The sequence below is a fragment of the Kitasatospora sp. NPDC001132 genome (genome assembly GCF_053598415.1).
Genome location: NZ_JBSFKF010000008.1, coordinates 259904 through 273388, shown reverse-complemented (window position 1 = coordinate 273388; position 13485 = coordinate 259904). Strand labels below are relative to the sequence as shown.

The following is a 13485-nucleotide window of genomic DNA, read 5'->3' as shown; positions in this document are numbered from 1 at the left end:
CGGGTCGCCCGTAGGCTTGCCCGTGGAGCCTTGTAGCGCGGCAGCCGATCATGCGAATGTCGAGTGGTCGGACATTCAACCCGCGAGTTGGAACAGGCGGGTCGAGAATCCCTCCCCGCCGCCGAGGAAGTAGGCGCTTCATGCTTCAGCAGAACACCACCAAGCGCATCGGATACTGGCTTCTGCATTTGCACCGGCTCTTCGACGAGGCCACCGCGAAGGCCCTCGCCGGAGAGAATCTGAACCGGCGACAGTGGCAGGTCCTGCACGCCATCAGTATCGGCGTGCGGACCGTCGCGGACATCGACGCGGCATTCTCCCCGTTCCTGGCCGTGGACCGGTCCGACTCCTACCGGTCGGTGGTCGACGGATTCGTGGACCGCGGCTGGGTGCTCCGCCAGGGCGACACGGTGACGCTCACCGAATCCGGCGTCGCGGCGCACCAGCGGGCCGAGGTCCTGGTGAACGACCACGCGGCCCGCTCGCTCAACGGAATCTCCGAAGCCGAATTCCTCGCCGCCAACGACGTACTGGCTCGCATAGCGGCCAACATCGAGAACAAGTAGGGATTTTCCGACACCCACACCCCCCCGGGATCGGCTCCCCGGACGCTCTGGAGATTCACATGGACGCTTCAGTCATTGTCGTCGGCGCCGGGCCGGCCGGGCTCATGCTGGCCGGAGAACTGCGTCTGGCGGGCGTCGACACGATCGTGCTCGACCGACTGCCGGAACGGACCGGCGAGTCGCGCGGGATCGGCTTCACCATCCGCACGATGGAGGTGTTCGACCAGCGCGGCCTGCTGCCCCGGTTCGGCGGGATCCAGACGAGCGAGGAGGGGCACTTCGGCGGCCTCCCGCTCGACCTGGCGGCCCTGAACGCCGCCCACGCGTCGGCGCGCACCGTCCCCCAGTCCGCCACCGAGGCCGTACTGGAGTCCTGGGCACGGGAGTTGGGCGCCGACATCCGGCGCGGCACGGAGGTCACCGGCCTCGCCGAGGACGGCGAGGGCGTGACCGTGATGCTCCGGGACTCGGCCCGGGCGCTGCGGGCCCGCTACGTGGTGGGCTGCGACGGCGGTCGCAGCACCGTCCGCAAGCTCGCCGGATTCGACTTCCCCGGCACGCCCGCGACCACCGAACTGTTCCTCGCCGACCTCAAGGGCGTGGACCTGGAGCCCCGGATGACCGGGCAGCCCACCGACGGCGGCCTGGTGATGGTGGCCAAACTGCCCGGCGGCATCCACCGGATCATCGTCGGAGAGCGCGGCACCCCTCCGCAACGCCGTTCGGGGCCGCCGGAGTTCGGCGAGGTCGCCGACGTGTGGAAGCGGCTCACGGGCATCGAGCTCACCGGTGCCGAGCCGGTCTGGGTGAGCTCGTTCAGCGACGCCGCCCGGCAGGCCACCGAGTACCGGCGCGGCCGGGTGCTGCTCGCCGGGGACGCCGCGCACGTCCACCTCCCCGCGGGCGGCCAGGGCATGAACACCTCCGTCCAGGACTCGGTCAACCTGGGCTGGAAACTCGCCGCGGTGGTGCGGGGCACGGCGCACGAGGCGCTGCTCGACAGCTACCACGAGGAGCGGCACGAGGTCGGCCGCCGGCTGCTGGCCAACACCCGGGCGCAGAGCCTGCTGATCCTCGGCGGCGAGGAGGTCTCCCCCGTACGGGAGATGCTCGGCGAACTCCTCGTCCACCCCGAGGTGGTCCGCCATCTCGCGGCGCGGGTCAGCGGCCTCGACATCCGCTACGACGTCGGCAGCGGGCCCAGTCCGCTGCTCGGTGCGCGTCTGCCGCACCTCGACCTGACCCGGGAGCAGGGGCGCACCACGAGCACCGCGCTCCTGCGCACCGGGCGCGGCCTGCTGCTCGACCTCGACGACAACGCGACGCTGCGCGGGCGGGCCGACGCCTGGCGGGACCGGATCGACATCGTGACGGCGACCCCCGTCGGCGTCCCCGACGGCAGCGACCTGAAGGGCACTTCGGCGGTGCTCGTGCGCCCGGACGGACACGTCGCCTGGGCCGCTCCCGGCAGCCACCACGACCTACCGATGGCCCTGGACCGCTGGTTCGGGCCCGCTCGACAAGCAAGGGAGTAGGGAAAACCATGCACAGCACTCTGATCGTGGCCAGGATGGCCCCCTCCTCGGCCCAGGACGTCGCCCAGCTCTTCGGCGCCTTCGACCGCACCGACATGCCCGGCCGGATGGGCACCCGCCGCCGTCAGCTCTTCTCCTACCGGGGCCTGTACTTCCACCTCCAGGACTTCGACGACGACAACGGCGCGAGCCGCATCGAGGAGGCCAAGACCGATCCGCTGTTCACCACGATCAGCGAGGACCTCAAGCCGTACATCGAGGCGTACGACCCGGCGACCTGGCGTTCCCCCGCGGACGCCATGGCCCGCCGCTTCTACGAATGGAGCGCGTGATGGGCGACGCCCACGGCCGGCGGGTCGTGATCACCGGTGTCGGGGTGACCGCGCCGGGCGGTCAGGGCACCAAGGGCTTCTGGAAGCTGCTCACCGACGGCCGCACGGCGACGCGCCGCATCTCGTTCTTCGACCCGTCACCGTTCCGCTCGCAGGTGGCCGCCGAGGTCGACTTCGACGCTGAGCTGTCCGGACTCACCCCCCAGGAGATCCGGCGCATGGACCGGGCCGCACAGTTCGCGGTGGTCACGGCGCGCGAGGCGGTCGCCGACAGCGGCCTGGAGTTCGAGACGCTCGCCCCGCACCGCACCGGAGTGACGATCGGCAGCGCGGTCGGCGCCACGATGGGCCTCGACCAGGAGTACCGGACCGTCAGCGACGGCGGCCGCCTCGAACTGGTCGACCAGGCCTACGCCGTACCGCACCTCTACAACTACATGGTGCCCAGTTCCTTCGCGACGGAGGTCGCCTGGGCGGTGGGCGCCGAGGGCCCGAGCACGGTCGTCTCCACCGGCTGCACCTCCGGTCTCGACGCGGTGGGATACGCCGCCGACGTCATCCGGGAGGGCTCCGCGGACGTGATGATCGCGGGCGCCGCCGACGCGCCCATCTCGCCCATCACGGTGGCCTGCTTCGACGCGATCAAGGCGACCACGCCGCGCAACGACGATCCGCGGCACGCCTCGCGCCCCTTCGACAACAGCCGCAACGGCTTCGTCCTGGGCGAGGGCTCGGCGGTCTTCGTCCTGGAGGAGCTGGAGAGCGCCCGCAGGCGCGGCGCGCGGATCTACGCCGAGGTCGCCGGCTTCGCGACCCGGTCGAACGCCTTCCACATGACGGGGCTGCGGCCCGACGGCAAGGAGATGGCCGAGGCGATCCGGGTCGCCCTCGACGAGGCGAGGCTCGCCCCGCAGGACATCGACTACATCAACGCGCACGGCTCCGGCACCAAGCAGAACGACCGGCACGAGACGGCCGCGTTCAAGCGCAGCCTCGGCGACCACGCCTACCGCACGCCGGTCAGCTCCATCAAGTCGATGGTGGGGCACTCGCTCGGCGCGATCGGCTCGATCGAGGTGGCCGCCTCGGTCCTCGCCATGGCCCACGACGTGGTGCCCCCGACCGCGAACCTCCACAACCCGGACCCGGAGTGCGACTTGGACTACGTACCGCTGACGGCCCGGGAGTGGAAGACCGACGCGGTGCTCTCCGTGGGCAGTGGGTTCGGCGGCTTCCAGAGCGCGATCGTGCTCGCCGCCCCCGACCGGGCGGGCGCCCGATGAGCTCGCGCACGGTGGTCACGGGACTCGGCGTCGTCGCGCCCACCGGCCTCGGGCTGGCGGACTACTGGGCGGCGACGCTCGCCGGACGGGGCGCGATCGGCCGGGTCACCCGGTTCGACCCGACCCCGTACGACTCCCGGCTCGCGGGCGAGATCCACGGCTTCGACGCCAAGGAGCACCTTCCCGGCAGGCTGCTCCCGCAGACGGACCGGATGACCCGCCTCGCCCTGGTCGGCGCCGACTGGGCGTTCGCCGACGCGGGCGTCGTCCCGTCCGAACTGCCCGACTACGACGTCGGCGTCATCACGGCGAGCCACTCCGGCGGCTTCGAGTTCGGGCAGAACGAGCTGCGCGCGCTGTGGAGCAAGGGCGGCCAGTACGTCAGCGCCTACCAGTCGTTCGCCTGGTTCTACGCGGTCAACAGCGGCCAGATCTCCATCCGCGGCGGACTGCGCGGCCCGAGCAGCGTGGTGGTCAGCGACCAGGCCGGCGGCCTCGACGCGGTGGCGCAGGCCCGCCGGCAGATCCGCAAGGGCACCCGCATGGTGATCTCCGGGGCGGTCGACGCCTCCATCTGCCCGTGGGGCTGGGTGGCCCAGCTGACCAGCGGGCGCCTGACCACCAGCGACGACCCGGAGCGCGCCTACCTGCCCTTCGACGACCGGGCCTCGGGCCACGTGCCGGGCGAGGGCGGCGCCCTGCTCGTCCTGGAGAACGCCGAGCACGCCCTGGAACGCGGCGCCCCGCAGGTGTACGGGGAGATCGCCGGGCACGCCTCCACGGTCGACCCGCGGCCCGGCAGCGACCGCGCGCCGACCCTGCAGCGCGCCATGGAACTGGCCCTGGCCGACGCCGGCCTGGCGCCGGACGACATCGACGTGGTGTTCGCCGACGCGGCGGCCGTGCCCGACCTGGACCGGGCCGAGGCGGAGGCGATCACCAAGGTGTTCGGGGTGCGCGCCGTGCCGGTGACCGCGCCGAAGACGATGACGGGCCGCCTGTACTCGGGCGCGGCACCGCTGGACCTGGCGGCCGCGTTCCTGTCGATGCGCGACGGCGTGATCCCGCCGACCACCGGCTCCACCCTGTCCCCGGACTACGACATCGACCTGGTCACCGGCGCCCCTCGCCCCCACGCGGTGCGCGCCGCCCTCGTACTCGCCCGCGGCCAGGGCGGATTCAACTCCGCGATGGTCGTCCGGGCCGCCCACCACTGACGGAAGGAAGGAACCCCGTGTCCACCACCGACTTCACCCTCACCGAGCTCAAGCGGATCCTCCTGGAGGCCGCCGGCGCCGACGCGGAGGCCGACCTGGACGGGGACATCCTCGACACCGAGTTCGCCGACCTCGGCTACGAGTCGCTCGCCCTCCTGGAGACCGCCGGGCGCATCGAGCGCGAGTACGGGATCAGCCTCGACGAGGACGCCTTCGGCGAGGCCCGCACCCCGCGCGCCCTGATCGACCTCGTCACCGCCCACCTGCCCGCCGCCCACGCCGCCTGACCGGGAGCCGAACATGACCGACACCACCACACCCAGGGTCGCCCTGGTCACCGGCGCGACCAGCGGGATCGGCCTGGCCTCGGCCCGGCTGCTCGCCGAGCAGGGGCACCGGGTGTTCCTGTGCGCCCGCGACGAGCAGGCCGTCGCCGAGACCGTCAAGACCCTGCAGGACGAGGGCCTCGACGTGGACGGCACCACCGGCGACGTGCGCTCCAAGGAGCAGGTGGCCGACGTGGTGCGGGCCGCGGTCGCCCGCTTCGGGCCGATCGACGTCCTGGTGAACAACGCGGGCCGCTCGGGCGGCGGGGTGACCGCCGACCTGGCCGACGAGCTGTGGGAGGACGTCATCGCGACCAACCTCACCAGCGTGTTCCTGGTGACCCGCGAGGTCCTCAACGCGGGCGGGATGCGCGCCAAGTCGCGCGGCCGCATCATCAACATCGCCTCCACCGCCGGCAAGCAGGGCGTGGTGCTCGGCGCCCCCTACTCGGCGTCCAAGCACGGCGTGGTCGGCTTCACCAAGGCCCTCGGCAACGAGCTCGCGCCGACCGGCGTCACGGTGAACGCGGTGTGCCCCGGCTACGTGGAGACCCCCATGGCGCAGCGGGTCCGCCAGGGCTACGCGGACGCGTACGGCACCACCGAGGACGCGATCCTGGAGAAGTTCCAGTCGAAGATCCCGCTCGGCCGGTACTCGACGCCCGAGGAGGTCGCGGGCCTGGTCGGCTACCTCGCCTCCGACCTGGCGGGTTCCATCACCGCCCAGGCGCTGAACGTGTGCGGCGGCCTCGGCAACTTCTGATCCCGCCCGACCCGACTGAGGAGCACCCATCATGACGACCCGTGAGGTCGAGCACGAGATCACCGTCGCGGCGACGGCGAAGGAGGTCTACCGGCTGCTCGCCGAGGTGGAGAACTGGCCGCGCCTGTTCCCGCCGAACGTGTACGTCGAGACCCTGGAGCGGGAGGGCGACCGGGAGCGGATCCGGATCTGGGCCACCGCCAACGGCGAGGCCAAGAACTGGACCTCGCGCCGCGACCTCGACCCGGAGGGGCTGCGCATCACCTTCCGGCAGGAGGTGTCGTCCCCGCCGATCGCCGAGATGAGCGGCACCTGGATCATCGAGCCGCTGGGCCCGGAGGAGACCCGGCTGCGGCTGCTGCACTCCTACCGGGCCGTCGACGACGACCCCGGGTCGCTCGCCTGGATCGACGAGGCGGTCGACAGCAACAGCCGCGCCGAGCTGCCCTCGCTCAAGGCCGGGCTCGAAGAGGCCGCGCGGACCGCGGAGTTGACGCTGTCGTTCACGGACTCGGTGCGGGTCGAGGGGTCCGCGAAGGACCTGTACGACTTCGTCAACGAGGCCGACCGGTGGGTCGAGCGCCTGCCGCACGTCGGTACCGTCAAGCTCACCGAGGACACCCCCGGCCTGCAGGTCCTGCGGATGGACACCGTCGCCAGGGACGGCTCCACCCACACCACCGAATCGGTGCGGGTGTGCTTCCCGCACCGGCGGATCGCGTACAAGCAGACCACGCTGCCCGCGCTCATGACGCTGCACACCGGGACCTGGCAGTTCGAGGAGGGCGAGGACGGGGTCGTCACGGCCTCCTCGCAGCACACCGTCGTCATCAACGCGGAGAACATCGCCGGGATCCTGGGCCCGGACGCGGACGTCGAGCGGGCCAGGACGTTCCTGCGCGACGCCCTCGGCACCAACAGCCGGGCCACCCTGGAGCACGCCAAGCGGTACGCGGAAGCGCGGCGCTGACCCATGCCGTCCACCTCGACTCCCCCGACGGACACCGACGTGGTGATCGTCGGCGCGGGGCCCGTCGGGCTGCTGCTCGCCGGGGACCTGCGCGCGCGCGGCGTGCGCACCACCGTCCTGGAACGGCTCGGCGCGCCGATGACCGAGTCCCGGGCGTCCACGCTGCACGCCCGCACCATGACGCTGTTCGAGGAGCGCGGCATCCTCGATCGGCTCGGTGAGCTGCCGGACGGCGGCCCCGGCCACTTCGGGGGCATGCGGCTCGACCTGACCGCCGCCGACCCCGGCCACCGGTACGCCGGCCAGTGGAAGTGCCCGCAGACCCGCATCGAGTCGGTCCTCCGGGAGCGGGCCGTGGAGCTCGGGGCGCGGCTGCGGCGCGGGCTGCGCGTGGTGTCCCTGACCGACCGGGACGGGCACGTCCTGGTCGAGGCCGTCGGGGAGGACGGTGAACGCGTCCGCGTCACCGCCGCGTTCGTGGTGGGGTGCGACGGAGGCGACAGCACCGTACGGCGGCTCGCCGGCTTCGAGTTCGCGGGCCACGCCGCGACCCGCGAGATGCTGCGGGCCGACGTGGCGGGCATCGACGTGCCGGCCCGACGCTTCGAGCGGCACCCCAACGGCCTCGCCGTGGCGCACCGCTGGCCGGACGGCAGCACCCGCGTGATGGTCCACGTCTTCGGCACGGACCCGAAGGAGCGCACCGGGCCGCCCACGTTCGACGAGGTCGTCACCGCGTGGGCGGAGGTCACCGGTGAGGACATCGGCCACGGCACGCCCCGGTGGCTGAACGCCTTCGACAACACGAGCCGGCAGGCGACCCGGTACCGCAGGGGCCGGGTCCTGCTCGCGGGCGACGCCGCCCACGTGCAGATGCCGGTCGGCGGGCAGGCGCTCAACCTGGGCCTGCAGGACGCCGCCGAACTCGGCGGGCGCCTCGCGGAGCGGGTCGGGTCCGAGGACCGCGACGACCTGCTCGACGGCTACGACCTCGTGCGCAGGCCCATCGGCGCGCACACCCTCGACAACATCCGGGCGCAGTCGCTGCTGCTCCTCGGCGGGCCCGAAGTGGAGCACCTGCGGGACGTGTTCGGCGAACTCCTCGGCCTGGCCCGGGTCCGCCGCCACCTGGCCCGCATGATCAGCGGCCTCGGCCGCCCCCAAGCCCCCACGGCACCGCACACCCCTCCCCTCGCGGGCGCCCCACCCGCCCCGACCGCATCGACCGACAGGAGTTCCACGATGGGCAGGCTCACCGACAAGACGGCGCTGGTCACCGGTTCCAGCCGGGGCATCGGCCGCGCCACCGCACAGCGCCTCGCCCGGGAGGGCGCCCTCGTCATCGTGCACTACGCCTCCGACCGGGCCTCCGCCGACGAGACCGTGGAGCTGATCGAGCGGGACGGCGGCCGCGCCTTCCCGGTCCGCGCGCCGCTCGGCGTCCCCGGCGACGTGCACGAGCTGTTCCTCGGCGTGGAGCGGGGCCTGAAGGAGCGGACCGGGGAGACCAGGCTCGACATCCTGGTCAACAACGCGGGCGCCACCACTCCGGCCGGGCTCGCCCCCGAGGACGTCACCGCCGAGGAGTTCGACCGGCTCTTCGCCGTGAACGCGAAGGCCCCGTTCTTCATCGTGCAGCGGGCGCTCCCGCTGCTCGCCGACGGCGGCCGCATCATCAACATCTCGTCGGGGCTCACCCGTTTCGCCAGTCCCGACCAGGTGGCGTACGCCATGACGAAGGGCGCCATCGAGCAGCTCTCGCTGCACTTCGCCCGGCACCTCGCCCCGCGCGGCATCACCGTGAACAGCGTGGCGCCCGGCATCACCGACAACGGCAGCGCGGTCTTCGACATCCCCGAGGCCGTGGAGCAGATGGCCCAGCTGTCCGCGTTCAAGCGGGTCGGCCAGGCGGGAGACGTCGCGGACGTCGTGACCTTCCTGGCCACCGACGAGGCCCGCTGGATCACCGGGTCCTTCGTCGACGCCAGCGGCGGCACCCTGCTCGGCTGACCCGAGCGGAGTCGACCCGACCGGACCACCAGGAGCGACGATGACCACCGCGCAGGCACCCGTGACCACCGCCGGCGACCGGCTCGGCGAACTCAGGGAACTCAAGGAACTGGCGCGGCTCGGAGCCGACCCGAAGGCCACCGAGCGCCAACACGCCAAGGGCAAGCTCACCGCGTACGAACGCATCGACCTGCTGCTCGACCCGGGCTCCTTCACCGAGGTGGAGCAGCTGCGGCGGCACCGGGCGACCGGCTTCGGCCTGGAGGCGAAGCGCCCCCACACCGACGGCGTGGTCACGGGCTGGGGCACCGTCGGGGGCCGGACGGTCTTCGTGTACGCGCACGACTTCCGCATCTTCGGCGGCGCGCTCGGCGAGGCGCACGCCCAGAAGATCCAGAAGATCATGGACATGGCCATCGCGGCCGGCGCCCCGCTGGTCTCGCTGAACGACGGAGCGGGCGCCCGCATCCAGGAGGGCGTCTCGGCGCTCGCCGGGTACGGCGGCATCTTCCAGCGCAACACCCGCGCCTCCGGGGTCATCCCGCAGATCAGCGTGATGCTCGGGCCCTGCGCCGGCGGCGCGGCCTACTCGCCCGCGCTCACCGACTTCGTGTTCGCGGTCCGCGGCATCTCGCAGATGTTCATCACGGGCCCGGACGTGGTGCGTTCGGTGACGGGTGAGCAGGTCACCCAGGACGGACTCGGCGGCGCCGACGTGCACGGCGGCGTGTCGGGCGTCGCGCACTTCGTGCACGACGACGAGGAGAGCTGCCTCGCGGACGTGCGCCTGCTGCTGTCGATGCTGCCGTCCAACAACCGGGAGCTGCCGCCCGCGGCCCCGAACGGCGACCCGGCCGACCGGCGCGTGGACCGCCTGCTCGACCTGGTGCCCGCCGACGGCAACCGGTCGTACGACATCCGCGACGTGATCACCGAGATCGTCGACGACGACGAGGTGCTGGAGGTGCACGCCCAGTGGGGCGCCAACCTCGTGTGCGCCCTGGCCCGGCTCGACGGCCAGGTGACCGGCGTCGTCGCGAGCCAGCCGTCCTCACTGGCCGGCGTCCTGGACATCAAGGCCAGCGAGAAGGGCGCGCGGTTCGTGCAGTTCTGCGACGCCTTCAACATCCCGCTGCTCACCCTCGTCGACGTGCCGGGCTTCCTGCCCGGTGTCGACCAGGAGCACGAGGGCATCATCCGGCGCGGCGCGAAGCTCCTCTACGCCTACTGCAACGCGACCGTGCCCCGGGTCTCGGTGATCCTGCGCAAGGCCTACGGCGGCGCCTACATCGTGATGGACTCCCGCTCCATCGGCGCCGACCTGTCCTACGCCTGGCCCACCAACGAGATCGCGGTGATGGGCGCGGAGGCCGCGGCCGACGTCGTCTTCCGCCGTGAGATCGCCGCGGCCCAGGACCCGGCCGCCACCCGCGAGCAGAAGATCAAGGAGTACCGGCGGGAGCTCGTCCATCCCTACTACGCGGCCGAACGCGGCCTGGTCGACGACGTCATCCACCCCGGCGACACCCGCTCCGTCCTGATCCGCGCGTTCGCGATGCTGCGCCGCAAGGACGTCGACCTGCCGCAGCGCAAGCACGGCAACCCCCCGCAGTGAGCGGCCGGCCGGCCGGCTCCGACGGGTCCTCGTTCCTGCGCGTGGAGCGGGGCAGCCCGGACCCGACCGAGCTGGGCGCCCTCATCACCGTCCTGTACGCCCGGGTGGCCGCCGCCCGGCAGGAGCCGCAGGAGTCCGGGCACCCGTCGGCGCGCTGGCGCCGCCTCGAGCGCGCGCCCCGCTTCCGGGGCCCGAGGACCTGGCGGCACGGCCCCAGTTGAGCACCGCACCCCCCAAGACACGGAGACCAGAGCATGGATGTCGGACTTCTCTTCGACCTGCGCAACCCCGACCAGTGGCACCGGCCCTGGGCCGACCACTACGCCCGCTCCCTCGAGTTCTGCGAGGAGGCCGACCGGCGCGGCGCGAACGGCCTCTGGTTCACCGAGCACCACCTCTTCGAGGACGGCTACCTGCCCTCGCCCCTGACGTTCGCCGCGGCCGCCGCCGCCCGCACCCGCAACGCCCGCATCGGCACCGCGGTCGTGCTCCCCAACCTCCACAAGCCCGCCCAGCTCGCCGAGGACGCCGCGGTCGTCGACCTGATCAGCGGCGGCCGGCTGGAGATCGGCTTCGGCGCCGGCTACCGGGTGCCCGAGTACGACCTGTTCGACGCCGACTTCAAGAGCCGCTTCACCCAGGTCGAACGCAACATCAGCGAGGTCAGGCGGCTCTGGGAGGAGGGCGGCATCACCCCGGGACCGCTCCAGTCGCCGGTCCCGCTGTGGGGCGGCTTCTACGGTCCGCGCGGCGCCCGCATCGCGGGCCGGCTCGGCATCGGCCTCCTGCACATCTCGCACGCGTCGTACGGGCACTACCGCGAGGGCCTGATCGAGGGCGGCCACGACCCCGAGCTCGCCCGGGTCTCCGACCTGCTCCCCGTGATGCTCGCCGACGACCCCGAAGCGGCCTGGCCCCGCGTCGCACCGCACCTCGCCCACCAGATGAACACCTACCGGCAGGGCTCGGTGGAGGGCACGGACCACCCCAGGCCGCCGCTGCTCGGCGCCGACGACTACCCGGAGGCCCCGAAGGCCGACGGCTCCTGGTCGACCCTGGAGATCCTCACGCCCGAGGACGCCGCGGCCCGCATCCACGAGCGGACCAAGGGCCTCCCGGTGAAGCACCTGATCTTCTGGGCGAGCATCGCCGGGATGCCGGACGACCTCGTCGTGCGCAACATCGAGTTGGTCAGCGAGCGCCTGCCCGCGCTGCTCGCCGAGGCCGCCGGGTCCGACGCCGCCGGATCCGGGGCCGGCGCCGGATCCCGCCCGGGCGAGGTGCCCGCAGGTGACTGAGGCGCCCGCCGCGCAGCCCCTCTCCCCGCCGGCCCGACAGGGCACCTGGCGGCTCCTGTTCATCCTGTCGGGCAACATGGTCCTCGACGCCATCGAGGTCTCGGTGGTCCTCGTCGCCCTGCCCTGGATCGGCGCCGACCGCGGCCTTTCCGTGTGGACGGTGCAGTGGCTGATGGGCGGCTTCGCCGCCGGATTCGCCGCGATGCTGCTCCTCGGCCCCCGTGCCACCGCCCGTTGGGGCCTGCGCCGCTGCTACCTGGTGGCGATGCTGGTGTTCGCCGCGGCCTCGGTGGCGGGCGGCCTGGCCGACTCGACCGCCCTCCTGATCGCCTCGCGCGTCCTCAAGGGCGGCTGCGCCGCGCTCACCGCGCCCGCCGGGCTGGCCCTGATCACCACCACGGTCCCCGACGGCCCGCCGCAGCGGCGGGCCGTGTCGGTGTACTCCCTGTTCGGCGCGGCCGGGTTCACCCTCGGCCTGCTGCTCTCCGGGGTGCTCACCGCGGCGAGCTGGCGCTGGACGTTCCTGTTCCCCGCGCCGCTCGCCCTCGTGCTCCTGGTGTGGGGCCTGCGGGTGATCCCGGACACCGGACGCCGGACGCCGCCGCGCCTGACGGCGGAACTCGCCCGCAACGGCTCGCTGATCCGCGCGACGCTCGGCGCGGCCACCCTCAACGGCACCTACGCGGCACTGCTCCTCCTGGTCACCTTCCAGGCGCACGACCGCTTCGGGTGGCGGCCCTGGCAGGTGGCGCTGGCGCTGCTCCCCGCGTGCGTGCCGCTCGCGGTGTCCGTGCCGTTCGCCGGCCGCCTGGTCGCCCGCTTCGGTACCCGGCGGCAGATCGCCGCCGGGGCGGCGGCCGCGTTCGCGGGCCAGCTGCTCCTGCTGCTGCGCCCCGAACCCGCCTCGTACGCCGGTGGTCTGCTGCCGACGCTCCTCCTCGTCGGCGCCGCCATGGCCCTGTCCTTCGCCGCCCTGAACATGCAGGCCACCCAGGACGTCGAACCGGGCCTGCGCGCGGCGGCGGTGCCGCTGTTCCAGACGGGCGTGCAGCTCGGCGGTGTCCTGATGCTGCCGCTGACCGCCGCTCTGCTCACCCACTCCGGCGGCCGGCGACCGGCGCTCCTGGCCATCGCGCTCGCCGGGGCGACCGGGATCGGCGTCGCGGTCACCGGGACGCGCTCCGGCCGGCCGGGCGTCGCCCGCGTGGGCCCCGGGCCGCGCACAGAGCCGCGCACAGAGCCGCGCACAGAGAGGAACTCCCCATGACCGCTTCCCTGGAGATCACCGTCGAGGAGGACAGCTGCGTGGCCTCGGGGCAGTGCGTGATGACCGCGCCGGAGGTCTTCGACCAGCGTGACGAGGACGGTGTCGTCATCCTGCTCGACGCCCGACCGCCCGCCGCGGCCCACGACGGGGTGCGCGCGGCGGCGGCCCTCTGCCCGGCCGCCGCCATCCGCGTGGCGCACGGGCGGCGGCCGCGCGGCTGACCCCCGGCCGCGCCGCCGCGAGCAGCCCGGAGCCGCCCTCCGACCAGGAGGGCGGCTCACTCGTGCGTGGCCTTCCGCCCGG

The 13485-nt window shown here is 73.1% G+C and carries 14 protein-coding genes; all 14 read left to right on the top strand.

Features of this window, described 5'->3' with window-relative positions:
- Positions 1-140: 140 nt before the first annotated feature.
- Genes ACWDBE_RS14585 through ACWDBE_RS14520 form a run of 14 tightly spaced genes read left to right on the top strand, consistent with a single transcriptional unit; the run spans position 141 to position 13403 of the window.
- Positions 141-566 carry a MarR family winged helix-turn-helix transcriptional regulator gene (locus ACWDBE_RS14585; RefSeq protein WP_449790869.1) on the top strand — a complete coding sequence of 142 codons (426 nt, stop codon included), beginning with the start codon at positions 141-143 and terminating at the stop codon, positions 564-566.
- Between the two features lie 59 nt (positions 567-625).
- Positions 626-2101, top strand: coding sequence for an FAD-dependent monooxygenase (locus ACWDBE_RS14580; RefSeq protein WP_449790868.1), 1476 nt, complete (start codon positions 626-628; stop codon positions 2099-2101).
- Between the two features lie 8 nt (positions 2102-2109).
- Positions 2110-2433, top strand: coding sequence for a TcmI family type II polyketide cyclase (locus ACWDBE_RS14575; RefSeq protein ID WP_449790867.1), 324 nt, complete (start codon positions 2110-2112; stop codon positions 2431-2433).
- Positions 2433-3716 carry a beta-ketoacyl-[acyl-carrier-protein] synthase family protein gene (locus ACWDBE_RS14570; protein ID WP_392882936.1) on the top strand — a complete coding sequence of 428 codons (1284 nt, stop codon included), beginning with the start codon at positions 2433-2435 and terminating at the stop codon, positions 3714-3716. The genes ACWDBE_RS14575 and ACWDBE_RS14570 overlap by 1 nt, the downstream gene beginning before the upstream one ends.
- Complete coding sequence (locus ACWDBE_RS14565) at positions 3713-4933, top strand: ketosynthase chain-length factor (RefSeq protein ID WP_449790865.1); 1221 nt, start codon at positions 3713-3715, stop codon at positions 4931-4933. The genes ACWDBE_RS14570 and ACWDBE_RS14565 overlap by 4 nt, the downstream gene beginning before the upstream one ends.
- 17 nt (positions 4934-4950) lie before the next feature.
- Positions 4951-5220: an acyl carrier protein gene (locus ACWDBE_RS14560; RefSeq protein ID WP_392882932.1), complete on the top strand. Its 270-nt coding sequence runs from the start codon at positions 4951-4953 to the stop codon at positions 5218-5220.
- A gap of 13 nt (positions 5221-5233) precedes the next feature.
- Complete coding sequence (gene fabG / locus ACWDBE_RS14555) at positions 5234-6022, top strand: 3-oxoacyl-ACP reductase FabG (RefSeq protein WP_449808153.1); 789 nt, start codon at positions 5234-5236, stop codon at positions 6020-6022.
- A gap of 31 nt (positions 6023-6053) precedes the next feature.
- Positions 6054-6992 carry an aromatase/cyclase gene (locus ACWDBE_RS14550; protein WP_449808152.1) on the top strand — a complete coding sequence of 313 codons (939 nt, stop codon included), beginning with the start codon at positions 6054-6056 and terminating at the stop codon, positions 6990-6992.
- A 3-nt stretch (positions 6993-6995) separates the two neighbouring features.
- Complete coding sequence (locus tag ACWDBE_RS14545) at positions 6996-9002, top strand: SDR family oxidoreductase (protein WP_449808151.1); 2007 nt, start codon at positions 6996-6998, stop codon at positions 9000-9002.
- 40 nt (positions 9003-9042) lie between these two features.
- Positions 9043-10617 (top strand): acyl-CoA carboxylase subunit beta, encoded by a 1575-nt coding sequence (locus ACWDBE_RS14540; protein WP_449790861.1) that lies wholly within the window; start codon positions 9043-9045, stop codon positions 10615-10617.
- On the top strand, positions 10614-10838 hold the full coding sequence (locus tag ACWDBE_RS14535) for an acyl-CoA carboxylase subunit epsilon (RefSeq protein ID WP_449808150.1): 225 nt from the start codon (positions 10614-10616) through the stop codon (positions 10836-10838). The genes ACWDBE_RS14540 and ACWDBE_RS14535 overlap by 4 nt, the downstream gene beginning before the upstream one ends.
- A 33-nt stretch (positions 10839-10871) precedes the next feature.
- On the top strand, positions 10872-11915 hold the full coding sequence (locus ACWDBE_RS14530) for an LLM class flavin-dependent oxidoreductase (RefSeq protein WP_449808149.1): 1044 nt from the start codon (positions 10872-10874) through the stop codon (positions 11913-11915).
- Positions 11908-13182 (top strand): MFS transporter, encoded by a 1275-nt coding sequence (locus ACWDBE_RS14525; RefSeq protein WP_449808148.1) that lies wholly within the window; start codon positions 11908-11910, stop codon positions 13180-13182. The genes ACWDBE_RS14530 and ACWDBE_RS14525 overlap by 8 nt, the downstream gene beginning before the upstream one ends.
- Entirely contained in the window at positions 13179-13403 is a 225-nt protein-coding gene (locus ACWDBE_RS14520) for a ferredoxin (RefSeq protein ID WP_449790857.1), read from the top strand. The genes ACWDBE_RS14525 and ACWDBE_RS14520 overlap by 4 nt, the downstream gene beginning before the upstream one ends.
- The last annotated feature ends 82 nt before the right edge of the window (positions 13404-13485 follow it).

Excerpts from the sequence above, each read along its gene's own strand:
- ACWDBE_RS14570 (WP_392882936.1), top strand. The coding sequence starts at position 2,433 with ATGGGCGACGCCCACGGCCGGCGGGTCGTGATCACCGGTGTCGGGGTG.
- ACWDBE_RS14565 (WP_449790865.1), top strand. The coding sequence starts at position 3,713 with ATGAGCTCGCGCACGGTGGTCACGGGACTCGGCGTCGTCGCGCCCACC.
- ACWDBE_RS14580 (WP_449790868.1), top strand. The coding sequence starts at position 626 with ATGGACGCTTCAGTCATTGTCGTCGGCGCCGGGCCGGCCGGGCTCATG.
- ACWDBE_RS14575 (WP_449790867.1), top strand. The coding sequence starts at position 2,110 with ATGCACAGCACTCTGATCGTGGCCAGGATGGCCCCCTCCTCGGCCCAG.
- ACWDBE_RS14585 (WP_449790869.1), top strand. The coding sequence starts at position 141 with ATGCTTCAGCAGAACACCACCAAGCGCATCGGATACTGGCTTCTGCAT.
- ACWDBE_RS14550 (WP_449808152.1), top strand. The coding sequence starts at position 6,054 with ATGACGACCCGTGAGGTCGAGCACGAGATCACCGTCGCGGCGACGGCG.
- ACWDBE_RS14545 (WP_449808151.1), top strand. The coding sequence starts at position 6,996 with ATGCCGTCCACCTCGACTCCCCCGACGGACACCGACGTGGTGATCGTC.
- ACWDBE_RS14540 (WP_449790861.1), top strand. The coding sequence starts at position 9,043 with ATGACCACCGCGCAGGCACCCGTGACCACCGCCGGCGACCGGCTCGGC.
- ACWDBE_RS14520 (WP_449790857.1), top strand. The coding sequence starts at position 13,179 with ATGACCGCTTCCCTGGAGATCACCGTCGAGGAGGACAGCTGCGTGGCC.
- fabG (WP_449808153.1), top strand. The coding sequence starts at position 5,234 with ATGACCGACACCACCACACCCAGGGTCGCCCTGGTCACCGGCGCGACC.
- ACWDBE_RS14530 (WP_449808149.1), top strand. The coding sequence starts at position 10,872 with ATGGATGTCGGACTTCTCTTCGACCTGCGCAACCCCGACCAGTGGCAC.